Source organism: Streptomyces sp. 1-11 (genome assembly GCF_007176755.1).
GTDB lineage: Bacteria > Actinomycetota > Actinomycetes > Streptomycetales > Streptomycetaceae > Streptomyces.
The window spans coordinates 1-12,478 of the sequence record NZ_BJTV01000009.1 but is presented as its reverse complement, the minus strand read 5'-3'; the positions used below and the strand labels follow the sequence as shown (position 1 = coordinate 12,478).

Below are 12,478 nucleotides of genomic sequence, written 5' to 3'. Positions count from 1 at the left end.
GGCGGTCGACACCTTCAGCCGTGAACGCCGTGACCCTGCCCCTCGTCGCGCCCATGCTCGCCGTCCCCGGCCCGCTGCCGCCCGCGGCCCAGGACGAGCGGTGGGCGTACGAGACCAAGCAGGACGGCCAGCGGGTGATGGTCTACCTGCCCGGCGACGGCAGCATCGTGCTGCGCGCCCGCTCCGGCGAGGACATCACCGGCGCCTACCCCGAACTCCGGCCGCTCGGCGCCGCCCTGGGCGGCACGCCCGCCGTGCTGGACGGCGAGGTGCTGGCCCTGGACGAACTGGGCCGCTCCGACTTCCAGTTGCTGCAGAGCCGGATGGGCCTCGCGCACTCCCCCGCCCGGGCGGGCCGCCGCGCCGCCCAGGTGCCGGTCCACCTGGTGCTGTTCGACGTCCCGCACCTCGAACGGCCCCTGCTCCGGCTGCCCTACACCCGGCGGCGCGCGCGGCTGGTGGAGCTGGGCCTGACCGGTGCGCACTGGTCGACGCCGGCCGCGGTGACCGGGCACGGCGCCCAGGCCCTGCGGGCGACCCGGGAGCACGGCCTCGAGGGCCTGGTGTGCAAGCGGCTCGACTCGGTGTACGAGCCGGGGGTGCGCTCCCGCTCCTGGATCAAGATCCGGAACATGCGCAGCGAGGACGTGATCATCGGCGGCTGGCTGCCCGGCAGGGGGCGGCTGACCGGGCTGCCCGGCGCCGTGCTGGTCGGCCAGCGCGCCGGCGGCCGGCTGCGCTACGTCGGCGGGGTGGGCACCGGCTGGAGCGAGGCGGAGCGGACGGAGCTGGCCGGGATGCTGCGGGCCGCCGCGAGCGGCCGGTGCCCCTTCGACCCCGTGCCGAGGGTCGCGGGCGCCCACTGGGTGCTGCCCCGGCTGGTCGGCGAGGTCAGCTACAGCACCCGCACCCGGGCCGGGATGCTGCGCCAGCCCTCGTGGCAGCGGCTGCGCCCCGACCTGACCGCCGAGCAGTCGTCGGCGGAACTGCCGGCGGAATTCGGCTAGACGCCCCTGTTCCACGGCCCTTCACCTCTGTGACGCCTGTGCCCCCTTGGCAGCGCCGCGTCCGGCCGGGATGCTGAACTCCCCTGCCCCCCACCGCAGTTGGAGGTCCTCCATGCCCTTGTCGCGCATCCGTACCCGGCGCTGGCTGGGCACGCTGGCCGGCGCCACGGCGCTCGTCGTGGCCTTCCCCTCCGCCGCCTTCGCCGCGCCGCCGACCGCGCTGCCCCGCAACGCCGGGGCCGCCGAGCTGGCGTACCAGCCGGCCTTCGACTACGACACCGACGGCTGCTACCCGACGCCCGCCATCGGGCCGGACGGCACGGTCAACGGCGGCCTGAACCCGACGGGCGCGCTGAACGGCAACTGCCACGACGCCTCCGACCTGGACAACACCAACAGCTACTCGCGCTTCAAGTGCGACAACGGCTGGTGCGGCTACCTCTACGGCCTGTACTTCGAGAAGGACCAGGCGCTGCCCGGCAGCAGCATCGGCGGGCACCGGCACGACTGGGAGCACGTGGTGGTGTGGGTGCAGGACGGGCAGGTGCGGTACGTGTCGACGTCCAACCACGGCTCGTTCACCGTGCACCCGGTCTCCGAGGTCCGCTTCGACGGCGGCCACCCCAAGGTCGTCTACCACAAGGACGGCATCGGCACGCACTGCTTCCGGCTGGCCAACTCGGGCGACGAGCCGCCCGAGAACCACAAGCACACCTGGCAGTACCCGCCGCTGGTCGGCTGGGACGGCTATCCGGCGGGACTGCGCGAGAAGCTGAGCGCCTACGACTTCGGCAGCGCCAACTTCGGCCTCAAGGACGCGAGTTTCGCCTCCCACCTGGCGTCGGCGAAGCCCGCCGGCATTCCCTTCGACCCGAACGCCTGACGCGTCGCGGCGGTCGCCGCCGGCTCTGGGCCGTCCCCCGGGGTGGCGTGGGGCGAGGCGTCCGTGAGGGTCTATGGTGTCCACCATGTCCGTGCCCGAGTTGATCCGTATCGTCTCCCGCGACTCGCCGATGGCCCTCGCCCAGGTCGAGCGCGTACGCGCCGAGCTGGGCGTACTGCATCCGGGGGTGCGCACCGAGGTGGTCCCGGTGAAGACCACCGGTGACAAGTGGCTCGGCGACCTGTCCAGGGTCGAGGGCAAGGGCGCGTTCACGAAGGAGGTGGACGCGGCCCTGCTGGCCGGGGAGGCGGACCTCGCGGTGCACTGCGTCAAGGACGTGCCCGCCGACCGGCCGCTGCCCGCGGGCACCGTGTTCGCCGCGTTCCTGAAGCGCGACGACATCCGGGACGCGCTGGTCCACCCGGGCGGCCTCACCCTGGACGAGCTGCCCGAGGGCACCCGGATCGGCACCTCTGCGGTGCGCCGGGTGGCCCAGCTCGCCGCCTCGCACCCGCACCTGGAGTGCGTGCCGTTCCGCGGCAACGCCAACCGCCGGCTGGCCAAGCTGGCCGGCGGGGAGGCGGACGCGCTGCTGCTCGCGGTGTCCGGTCTGGAGCGGATCGGCCGCCAGGACGTGATCAGCGAGGTGCTGTCGACGGAGACGATGATGCCGCCGATCGGTGCGGGCGTCCTCGCCCTGCAGTGCCGCGAGGGCGACACCGAGCTGATCGACGCGGTCAGCGGTCTCGGCGATCCGGACACGCACCGGGAGGCCACGGCCGAGCGGATGTTCCTGCATGTGCTGCAGGGCCACTGCAACAGCCCGATCGCCGGCTACGCGCGCGTGGACCGCAGCGGTGAACTGTCTTTGCGCGCCTGTGTGTTCACCCCGGACGGCAAGACCCGGCTGAACGCCCACGAGTGGGCCGGCCGGCTGGACGCGGCCACGCTCGGCACCTCGGTCGCGGTGTCGCTGCTGCGGCAGGGGGCGCGGGAGATCATCGACGGCATCCCGCACTGACCGGGCTCAGGCGCCGCCCGGCTCCGTCTGCTCCTTGAGGAAGGCGCTCACCTGGTGGGCCAGGCTGCTCTGGCCGCCGCCCGCCGGGGCGGCGGGCGCGGTGCCCTCCAGCACGCCGATGCCGCCCGCCCACAGCCGGCGCTCGGTCCACTCCTCGTCCACCCGGAGCTGCACCTGGACGTCGACGTGCGTCAGGGAGGCCTCGGGACCGGCCGCGTAGAGCACAGCGGTGGCCCGGCGCAGCGGATAGACGTCGAAGCCCTCGATGAACTGGGAGTTGCGCCAGTCGATGAAGGCGCCCTCGCCGTCCGGGCCGACCCGGACGTCGATCTGGCCGTCCTCGAGGTGGATGCCGTAGTGCCGCGGGCCGCGGTTCTCGACCGTCACCCGGACACTGAAGTACGTCAGCCCCGCGGCGGCGTCGTCGCGTCCGCGCGGCGGCTCGGCCGCTTCCAGGCGGTGGACGCGGATCCGCAGACCGGCATGCTCGTCGTACTCCTGCCAGTCCCCGACCACGTTCGGCTCGTACACAATGCCCCTCTCCACCTTTCGAGAGCTGCTGTCTATCTGTGTGCCGAGCGCACTGTCAAATGAGCGGAATGCGCTGTGGCCAGCGGGTTCGCCCGCTTTGATCGGTGATCAAGCGCTGCGCAGGAGAAATCCCTCCGGCGGGGTCCCGGGCGCGGTCCGGACGCGTGCCGCACATCACGTCCGCGGGCGGGACCGGAGGGCCGGGGGCGCCGGGCGGTCCGCGGACCGTTCAGCGGGCCAGCCGGCCGAGGAGCGAGGAGGCCGCGGCGATGCCGAGCGCGGCGGCCACGGCGAGGACGCCGAAGTCGGCGGCTAGGTGCGCGGGCGTGCCGAGCAGCAGGCCGCGCAGCGCGTCCACCTGGTAGCTGAGCGGGTTGACCTTGCTGACGGCCTGGAGCCAGCCGGGCATCACCGAGACGGGGTAGAGGGCGTTGGAGCCGAAGAACAACGGCATGGTGATCGCCTGCCCGATGCCCATCAGCCGGTCACGGCTGAGCACGACGCCCGCGATGGTCATGGACAGGCAGGAGAAGAAGACGGCGGCCAGGACCACGGCGCCGGCCACGCCGAGCAGCTTCAGCGGGTTCCAGGTGAGGGCGACCCCGAGGACGGCCGCGATGAGGACGACCACGACGGCCTGGACGAGCGACTTCACCCCGGCCGCGAACGCCTTGCCGGTGACCAGCGCCGAGCGCGGGGTCGGGGTGACGAGCAGCTTGTTCAGGATGCCCGCGTCCCGCTCCCAGATGATCTGGATGCCGTAGAAGATGGCGATGAACATCGCCGACTGGGCGATGATGCCGGGCGCGAGGTAGTCGATGTAGGGGATGCCGCCGGTCGGGATCGCCCGGATCCGGGTGAAGGTCTGACCGAAGATCAGCAGCCACAGGGCGGGCTGCACCGCCCGGGTGTACAGCTCGGTGCGGTCGTGCCGCAGCTTCTGCAGCTCGACGGCGCACATCGCGCCGACCCGGGCGGGCAGCAGCCGCCAGCCCGGGCGCGGCCGGGGCGGCGTCAGCAGCGGATCGGTGCGGTCAGCCGACGCGGCGCGCGGTGCGGCGGGTGCTCCGGACATCGCGGAAACCTCCTCCGGAGTGGTCGTCGAGGCCACTGCCGGCGACGTCCCGGAAGACGTCCTCCAGCGTGGGCAGGAAGTCCGCGCCCTCGCGTTCGGCGAGGCCCCGGCGCAGCTCGGCCGGGGTGCCCAGGGCGCGGACGCGGCCGCGGTGCATCAGTGCGACCCGGTCGCAGTACTGGTCGGCCTCGTCCATGTAGTGGGTGGTGACCAGGACGGTCATCCCGGTGGCGGCGCGGACGGCGTTGATGTGCTCCCAGACGTCGGTGCGGGCGATCGGGTCGAGGCCGATGGTGGGTTCGTCGAGGATCAGCAGCCGGGGCGCGCTGACCAGGGCCTGGGCCAGTTCGAGACGGCGGATCATGCCGCCGGAGTAGGTGCCGGCCAGGCGGTCGGCGGCGTCGGTGAGTCCGACGGCGGACAGGGCCCGGCCGACGCGTGCGGCGCGTTCGCGGCGCGGCACGTCGAAGACCCGGGCGAACAGGGCGACGTTCTCCCGGCCGGTGAGCCCGCTGTCGGCGGAGAGCTGCTGGGGGACGTAGCCGAGCAGCCGGCGTACCGCCATGCGCTCCCGGGCGGCGTCGCGCCCGAACACCCGGACCGTGCCGGCCGGGACCGGCAGCAGGGTGGTGACGCAGCGGATGGCGGTCGTCTTCCCGGCGCCGTTGGGGCCGAGCAGCCCGAACACCTCGCCCTGGTGGACGGCCAGGTCGAGTCCGTCGACCGCGCGGTTGTCCCCGAAGGCGTATCCGAGACCCGTGCAGGTGACGGCCTCCACGGGGGCGGCTGGGGTGTCGCCGGTCATGTCTCCTCGGCCTCCTCGTGCAGGGTCGCGGCGAGTTCGCGCAGCGCCGGGAGGGCCGCGCGCAGGGCGTCCCGGTCGGCCTCGCCGAGCCGGGCCACGTGCCGGCCGACCAGTTCGGCCCGGCGGTGCCGCCAGTCCCCCAGCCGCCGCACGGCGGCCTCGGTGAGCAGCAGGCGGGCGGCCCGCCGGTCGGCGGGGTCGGTCTCGCGGATCAGGTAGCCGTCGCGTACGAGGTGGTTGACCAGGGTCGACACGGAGTTTCCGGCGAGATGCAGCGCCCTGGCGGCGTCCGAGACCCCGATGCCGGGCCGGCCCTCGACCAGTCGCAGCAGTTCCACCTCGGCGCCGCGCAGCCGGGGTCCGGTGAGGCCGCCGCGCAGCCGGCGCCGGATCAGCCGCTGGATCCGCACGAGCGTGTCGGCCAGCTCCTCGGAGAGATCCGCTTCCACGTCTCCGAGATTACCTCTGCTACAGAGGTAATCCATCCCAAGGAGCGGTCAAGAGAGGGTCCGCATGAGACACTGAATGTCCTGTTTGTTTTGATATGACCGACAGTGGGAATGCGTACCGCGTGCTTCGGACAGGAGGCACGTCCGTGGGAGCCGGCTGCGGCCGGGCGCCCCGGTGTCCCTTCCAGCAGCCGAGCGCGCCCTCCCACGGTGTCTGTCGATCAGCACCTGATGAGAGAGGTGCGCGCGATGCCTGTCACCGGCAGCAGCACCAGGCCTCACCCCCACGACGACGCCCCCGACACGGGCAGGTCGTTCCAGCGGCTCGCGGGTCTGCCCGAGGGCCCCGAACGGCAGTCGCTGCGCGACGAGCTGGTCCGGCTCTGGCTCCCCATGGCCGAGCGGATCGCCGTGCGGTTCCGCGGCCGCGGGGAGTCCCTCGAGGACCTCTACCAGGTGGCCGCACTCGGTCTGGTCAAGGCCGTCGACCACTTCGACCCGGACCGCGGCCGGGCCTTCGAGGCGTACGCGGTCCCCACCATCACCGGCGAGATCAAGCGCCACTTCCGCGACCACATGTGGACCCTGCACGTGCCGCGCCGGGTGCAGGACCTGCGCAACCGGGTGCGCGGCGCCGTCAAGGAACTCGCCCAGACCACGCCAGGCCGGGCGCCCACGGTCGCCGAGATCGCCGCCCACACGCGGCTCAGCGAGGACGAGGTGCGCACCGGCATGGAGGCGCTGGAGTGCTTCTCCGCGCTCTCCCTGGACGCCGAGGTGGCCGGCACGGAGGGTTACGCGCTCGGGGACTCCCTGGGCGCCCCCGACCCCGGCTTCGACCTCGTCATCGACCGCGCCGCGGTGAAGCCGTGCCTGGAGGCACTGCCCGAACGCGAGCGCACCATCCTCTACCTGCGGTTCTTCGGCGGGATGACGCAGAGCCGGATCGCCGAGCAGCTCGGTATATCGCAGATGCACGTCTCGCGGCTGCTGAGCGGCTGCTTCGACCGGCTGCGCGAGGAACTGCTCGCCGAGGCGGGCTGAGGGTACTCGCCGAGGCGGGTTGAGGGTCAGCCCCGCCCCGTACCCGGCCCGGGCCCCTGTGCCGGCCCGGGCTCCGGCCCCGTGCCCGGCACCTGGGTGGGCCCGTAGCGGTCCAGGGTCTCCTCCAGTGCCGCGCCGATGTCGGCGGGGATCTCGCCCCGGCGGCCCCAGATCAGGATCAGCTCCGCCACGTTGCGCAGTTTGATGTTGGTGTGCTGGGAGACGTCCTTCAGCACCTCCCAGCCCCGGTCCGGGGTCACCCTGCCGAACGCGACCATCATCCCGATGGCCTGGTCGACGACCGCGTGGGATGCCATGGCTTCCCTGAGCTGGCCGACCTCGGCCTCCAGCTCCAGGATCCGGTCCGCTTCGCTGTGCGTCATGCCTCCATCGTGTCACCCGCCTGGACGATCGGCACCGGGGTACTCGACGCGCACATGAGGCCCTTCCGGCTGGACACTGGTGCGTGAGCGGTGGCCGCCGGGCCCCGAGACTCAGGACGCGACAGCCATGAACGATGACAAGCCTGCCGGCGGTGGCACGAGGACCCGCGAGGTCCTCTCCACGCACTCCGTCTTCGGCGCCCCGTGCTGGGTGAGCCTGACCAGCCGCGACCTGGGAGCGACCCAGGAGTTCTACTCGGCCCTGCTGGGCTGGCGGTGGCGCGGCGCCAAGCTCGGCGAGCACTTCCGCATCGCCCTGGCCAACGGGGTGCCGGTGGCGGGGATAGCCGCGGTCGCCTCGATGTGGCAGATGGCGGTGGCCTGGACGCCGTACTTCGCGGTGCCGGACGCCGACGTGGCCGTCGCCCGGGCCCGCGAGCGCGGCGGCACGGCGGCGGTCGGGCCGCTGTCGTTCCCGCCGGGACGGGCGGCTCTGCTCGCCGACCGCGACGGCGCCACCTTCGGCATCTGGCAGGGCGAGCTGGTCGGCAACTGGGAGGCGTGGCGCCGGGCGGCACCGACCTTCATCCGGCTGCACACCCGCAACGCCTTCGACTCGGCGATCTTCTACGGCGAGATCCTCGGCTGGGCGTCCGGCACGCCGGGCTGCTGCGAGGTGCAGTACGAGGGCGGCGAGGTGGTGCTGCGCAGCCGGGGCGACGTGGTGGCACGGATCGACTCCGGCGCGGTGGAGGCGGCCCCCGACCCGTCCGTGCGGCCGCACTGGCAGATCCACTTCGCGGTGGACGACGTGACGGGCTGCGCCCGCACCGCGGAGAAGCACGGCGGCAGCGTGCTCAGCGAGGACGAGCAGGAGGCGATCCTGCGCGACCCGGACGGCGCCCAGTTCACAGTGACCTCCCGCTACCCGCGCTGACCCGCCCGGCCCCGGACGGTTGCGAGGCGCCCGCCGCTACGGTGGGCGCCTCGAAGCGGTCCGGGCGGGATCAGCGGGCGCCGCGCGCCGGACGGGAGAGCAGGACCAGGCTGCGCGGCTCCACCCGCAGCCGGGTGCCGGCCTTGCGCTCCCGCTCGTCGGGGATGCCGTCCGGGTCGGCGGTGTCGATCAGGGTCGTCCAGCGCTCGCCGAAGGAGACGTCGGGCAGGCGGAAGACGACCGGTTCCCAGTAGCCGTTGAGCAGCAGCAGGAACGAGTCGTCGACCACCCGGCGGCCGTGCGGGTCGCGTTCGGCGATGGCGTCGCCGTTGAGGAAGACGCCCATCGAGTGCGCGTCCTCGCGGTGCCAGTCGCGCTCGGTCATCTCGCGGGCGTCGGGCCGCAGCCACATCACGTCGGGCAGCGGCTGCCTGGCGTTGGTCGGGGTCTCGCCGCGGAAGAAACGGCGTCTGCGCAGCACGGGGTGCCGGGCGCGCAGGCCGATCACGTGGCGGGTGAAGGCGATGAGCGAGCGCTGCTCGTCCGTCGTGTCCCAGTCGACCCAGGAGACCTCGTTGTCCTGGCAGTAGGCGTTGTTGTTGCCGCCCTGGGTCCGGCCGAGTTCGTCGCCGTGGCAGAGCATCGGGATGCCCTGCGACAGCAGCAGCGTGGCCAGCATGTTGCGCTGCTGGCGGGCGCGCAGTTCCAGCACGGCCGGGTCGTCGGTGTCGCCCTCCGCCCCGCAGTTCCAGGACCGGTTGTGGCTCTCGCCGTCCCGGTTGCCCTCGCCGTTGGCCTCGTTGTGCTTGTCGTTGTAGGACACCAGGTCGCGCAGGGTGAAACCGTCGTGCGCCGTCACGAAGTTGACGCTGGCGCGCGGTGTGCGGCGGCTGTGCTGGTAGAGGTCGGACGATCCGGTCAGCCGGGAGGCGAACTCGCCCATCGATCCCGGCTCCCCGCGCCAGAAGTCCCGCACGGCGTCCCGGTAGCGGCCGTTCCACTCCGACCACAGCGGCGGGAAGTTGCCCACCTGGTAGCCGCCCTCGCCCACGTCCCACGGTTCGGCGATCAGTTTGACCCGGCTGATCACCGGGTCCTGCTGGATCAGGTCGAAGAACGCCGACAGCCGGTCCACCTCGTGGAACTGCCGGGCCAGGGTGGCGGCGAGGTCGAAGCGGAAGCCGTCGACGTGCATCTCGGTCACCCAGTACCGCAGCGAGTCCATGATGAGCTGGAGCACGTAGGGGTGGCGCATCAGCAGGCTGTTGCCGGTGCCGGTGGTGTCGTAGTAGTGCGCCCAGTCCCCGTCGACCAGCCGGTAGTACGAGGCGTTGTCGATGCCCCGGAACGACAGTGTGGGGCCCAGCTCGTTGCCCTCGGCGGTGTGGTTGTAGACCACGTCGAGGATGACCTCGAGGCCGGCCGCGTGCAGCGCCTTCACCATCGCCTTGAACTCGTTGACCTGCTGGCCCAGGCTGCCGAAGGCCGCGTAGGCGTTGTGCGGGGCGAAGAAGCCGATGGTGTTGTAGCCCCAGTAGTTGGCGAGGCCCCTGTCCTGCAGGACTCCGTCGTGGATGAACTGGTGCACGGGCATCAGTTCCACCGCGGTGACGCCGAGCGAGGTCAGGTGCTCGATGACCGCGGGGTGCGCGAGGCCGGCGTAGGTGCCGCGCAGCCGCTCGGGGATCTCCGGGTGGCTGCGGGTCAGGCCGCGCACATGGGCCTCGTAGATGACGGAGTCCGCGTACGAGCGGCGCGGCGGACGGTCGTCGCCCCAGTCGAAGTACGGGTCGGTGACCACGCCCAGCATCGAGTGTCCCGCGCTGTCGTCCGGGGCCGGGCCGTCGGGCGAACGCTCGTACAGCGAGGGGTGGTTGTCGATCTGGCCGTCGACCGCCCGGGCGTAGGGGTCGAGCAGCAGCTTCGCCGGGTTGCAGCGGTGGCCGAAGGACGGCTGCCAGGGCCCGTGCACGCGGTAGCCGTAGCGCCGGCCAGGGCCCACGCCGGGCAGGTAGGCGTGCCAGACGAAGCCGTCGACCTCGTGCAGCGGGACGGGCGTCTCGCCGCCCGCGTCGTCGACCAGGATCAGCTCGACCCGCTCGGCCACCTCGCTGAACAGGGCGAAGTTGGTGCCCTCGCCGTCGAAGACCGCGCCCAGCGGATAGGGGTGCCCGCTCCACACGGACACCCCCTTCCGGGACTTCCGTGCCGTCACCGGGCGCCCTCCAGGACCTCTTCCGCGGCGGTGGCCGGCGCGGCGAGCGCGGCCACCCTCAGCTCGCGCGGCACCTGCAGGCCCTCGGTGAGGCTCGGCTCCGGGGCGGTCGGCACCAGCGGGACGCGCTCGCCGGCCCGGGCCCGCTGCGAGAACCAGATGATCATGCTTCCGGTCTCGGTGGCGCAGCAGCCCCACCCGTCGCTCATAGCGGCGATGTCCGCCAGGCAGGCCCGCAGGTCCTGCCCGGGGCGCAGGTCGCGGTCGTCGCCACCGACCGCCGTGATCAGATGCTGGCCGTTCCACCACATCTCGATCGACATGGTCTTGTGCGTGGCGTGTTCGTCGATCGCCCGCAGCAGCAGTTCGGCGCCGCGGCGGACGGGGGCCACGAGGTTGTCGAGGTCCCAGTAGCGTAGGTGGGCGCCCAGTATGCGGCTGACCTGTCCCACCCGTTCCGGGCTGACTTCCACGTCGATGTGGTAGTAGCAGGGCACTGCGGTCTTCATCGTCGCTTGCTCCTCACCGGCGAGGCTCTCGCTCCCTCACCCCGTCCGGGAGGGTTCCCGGACACCGAGCGTGAGCAATGTTCGCTCCTGAGTCACCCTCCACAGTGAGGTCGCTACGCCATTCGTGCAACACGAGCATCCCTAACGGCCGATGGTTGAAGTTCCAACAGGACGGTGCGTGCCTGTACGTGCACCATGAGTGAAAGCCTCGATCGCCGTAACGGTTCCGCGCCCACCCCTGCGCGGAAACCACCCGACCGTCGGGAACGCGCCCAGTCGAGAGCGTGGAAGGTGAAGAGGGTCATGCTGCTACCCGCCAAGGCCGAAGTGGCCAGGCAGTTGCGGCGTTACCGGGCCTGGGAGCGCGTGATGCTCGCCTCGCCCCACGACCGCACGGTCCGGGCAACCTTCGAGGACTCGGGCTACACCTTGTGCGTGCTGATGGGAAAGCGCTGCGCCCGGGAGGCAGCGGACGCGGCGGAGCGCTACCTGCGCTCCACACTGGCCGGCTACCTGCGCGAGCAGGACGGCCGGCCCCAGCCGGGCCGGGCGGCGCGGCGCGCGCCGCCTTCGGAGCGGCGTTCCACGGCGCCAAGCCCATGACCTGGCACCGTACATGGCGTTCCCCACGGACCGGCAGCAGCCGGACGTGCATCGGACCGCGAAGCCGGGCCCGTGGCCCGGCTTCGCGCACGGCGGAGGTGAGAACCATGCGCAGGACCCCGGCCATCGGCCGCGTACCGGTACGTGACGTCCGGCCGGCCGTGGAGTGCGGCAGGCGCCCGGCGAAGGCGGTGACCGGGGAGACCTTCCAGGTCACCGCCACCGTGTTCCGGGAGGGGCACGACGCGGTGGGCGCCAACGTGGTCCTGCGGGATCCGAAGGGCCGTCGCGGCCCCTGGACGCCGATGCGGGAGCTGGCCCCCGGCAGCGACCTGTGGGGCGCGGAGATCACCCCGGACGCCACCGGGCGCTGGACGTACCGGGTGGAGGCCTGGAGCGATCCGCTGGCGACCTGGCGGCACACCGCCTCCGTCAAGATCCCGGCGGGCATCGACACCGGCCTGGTCCTGGAGGAGGGCGCCGAACTCTACGAGCGGGCCGCCGCCGGAGTTCCCAAGGGGCCGGAGCGGGACCTGGTCCTGGACGCCGCCAACGCGCTCGGTGACGACACCCTCTCCGTCCACCACCGGCTGAGGCCCGCGCTCTCCGCCGAGGTGGAGGCGGTGCTGACGCGGTATCCGGTGCGGGATCTGGTGACCGTGTCGGAGGCGATGCCGTTGCTGGTGGAGCGGGAGCGGGCGCTGTACGGGTCGTGGTACGAGTTCTTCCCGCGTTCGGAGGGGACGGCGGAGCGGCCGCACGGGACGTTCCGCAGTGCCGAGCGGCGGCTTGAGGCGATCGCTGGGATGGGCTTCGACGTCGTCTACCTGCCGCCGGTCCATCCGATCGGCACGACGTTCCGCAAGGGCCCGAACAACACCCTGACCGCGGGTCCGGAGGACGTCGGGGTGCCGTGGGCGATCGGTTCCCCGGAGGGCGGCCACGACGCCGTCCACCCCGACCTGGGCACGCTGGAGGACTTCGCCCACTTCGTGGGCCGCGCCCGGGAACTGGGC

Annotated in this window: 14 protein-coding genes; 7 read left to right on the top strand and 7 right to left on the bottom strand. The window is 72.6% G+C overall.

Annotated features, from left to right (window positions below):
• Positions 1-53 precede the first annotated feature (53 nt).
• The 3 genes from TNCT1_RS20100 to hemC all read left to right on the top strand — a co-directional run bounded on the left by TNCT1_RS20100 (position 54) and on the right by hemC (position 2,911).
• Entirely contained in the window at positions 54-1,007 is a 954-nt protein-coding gene (locus TNCT1_RS20100; RefSeq protein ID WP_373920494.1) for an ATP-dependent DNA ligase, read from the top strand.
• Between the two features lie 112 nt (positions 1,008-1,119).
• Positions 1,120-1,890, top strand: coding sequence for an NPP1 family protein (locus TNCT1_RS20095; protein WP_143634067.1), 771 nt, complete (start codon positions 1,120-1,122; stop codon positions 1,888-1,890).
• A gap of 85 nt (positions 1,891-1,975) precedes the next feature.
• Positions 1,976-2,911: a hydroxymethylbilane synthase gene (gene hemC / locus TNCT1_RS20090; protein ID WP_143634064.1), complete on the top strand. Its 936-nt coding sequence runs from the start codon at positions 1,976-1,978 to the stop codon at positions 2,909-2,911.
• A 6-nt stretch (positions 2,912-2,917) separates the two neighbouring features.
• Here hemC and TNCT1_RS20085 read toward each other — a convergent pair whose 3' ends face one another.
• The 4 genes from TNCT1_RS20085 to TNCT1_RS20070 form a co-directional block, all read right to left on the bottom strand.
• On the bottom strand, positions 2,918-3,442 hold the full coding sequence (locus TNCT1_RS20085) for a hypothetical protein (RefSeq protein ID WP_143634062.1): 525 nt from the start codon (positions 3,440-3,442) through the stop codon (positions 2,918-2,920).
• A gap of 229 nt (positions 3,443-3,671) precedes the next feature.
• Entirely contained in the window at positions 3,672-4,517 is an 846-nt protein-coding gene (locus TNCT1_RS20080; RefSeq protein ID WP_143634060.1) for an ABC transporter permease, read from the bottom strand.
• Entirely contained in the window at positions 4,477-5,322 is an 846-nt protein-coding gene (locus TNCT1_RS20075; protein ID WP_143634059.1) for an ABC transporter ATP-binding protein, read from the bottom strand. Before TNCT1_RS20075 ends, TNCT1_RS20080 begins: the two co-directional genes overlap by 41 nt.
• Positions 5,319-5,807: a MarR family winged helix-turn-helix transcriptional regulator gene (locus tag TNCT1_RS20070; RefSeq protein WP_174266366.1), complete on the bottom strand. Its 489-nt coding sequence runs from the start codon at positions 5,805-5,807 to the stop codon at positions 5,319-5,321. Before TNCT1_RS20070 ends, TNCT1_RS20075 begins: the two co-directional genes overlap by 4 nt.
• Before the next feature lie 213 nt (positions 5,808-6,020).
• On the opposite strand from TNCT1_RS20070, the gene TNCT1_RS20065 reads away from it, so the two are divergent.
• Entirely contained in the window at positions 6,021-6,815 is a 795-nt protein-coding gene (locus TNCT1_RS20065) for an RNA polymerase sigma factor SigF (RefSeq protein WP_143634055.1), read from the top strand.
• A gap of 26 nt (positions 6,816-6,841) precedes the next feature.
• Here the strand turns inward: TNCT1_RS20065 and TNCT1_RS20060 are convergent, their stop codons facing one another.
• Positions 6,842-7,198, bottom strand: coding sequence for an ANTAR domain-containing protein (locus tag TNCT1_RS20060; protein WP_143634053.1), 357 nt, complete (start codon positions 7,196-7,198; stop codon positions 6,842-6,844).
• 127 nt (positions 7,199-7,325) lie between these two features.
• Between TNCT1_RS20060 and TNCT1_RS20055 the strand changes: the two genes are divergently transcribed.
• Entirely contained in the window at positions 7,326-8,135 is an 810-nt protein-coding gene (locus TNCT1_RS20055) for a VOC family protein (RefSeq protein WP_143634051.1), read from the top strand.
• 70 nt (positions 8,136-8,205) lie between these two features.
• On the opposite strand, the gene glgX is transcribed toward TNCT1_RS20055, so the two are convergent.
• Together glgX and TNCT1_RS20045 are read right to left on the bottom strand one after the other, a co-directional pair.
• Positions 8,206-10,323, bottom strand: coding sequence for a glycogen debranching protein GlgX (gene glgX / locus TNCT1_RS20050; RefSeq protein ID WP_143634576.1), 2,118 nt, complete (start codon positions 10,321-10,323; stop codon positions 8,206-8,208).
• A 23-nt stretch (positions 10,324-10,346) separates the two neighbouring features.
• Positions 10,347-10,859, bottom strand: a complete 513-nt coding sequence (locus TNCT1_RS20045) for a pep a2 (protein ID WP_143634049.1) — start codon at positions 10,857-10,859, stop codon at positions 10,347-10,349.
• Positions 10,860-11,162: 303 nt separating this feature from the next.
• Between TNCT1_RS20045 and TNCT1_RS20040 the strand changes: the two genes are divergently transcribed.
• Both TNCT1_RS20040 and TNCT1_RS20035 read left to right on the top strand, forming a co-directional pair.
• On the top strand, positions 11,163-11,462 hold the full coding sequence (locus tag TNCT1_RS20040) for a DUF5133 domain-containing protein (protein WP_143634047.1): 300 nt from the start codon (positions 11,163-11,165) through the stop codon (positions 11,460-11,462).
• Between the two features lie 107 nt (positions 11,463-11,569).
• The coding region (locus tag TNCT1_RS20035; RefSeq protein ID WP_143634045.1) for a maltotransferase domain-containing protein at positions 11,570-12,478 on the top strand (909 nt) is incomplete at its 3' end.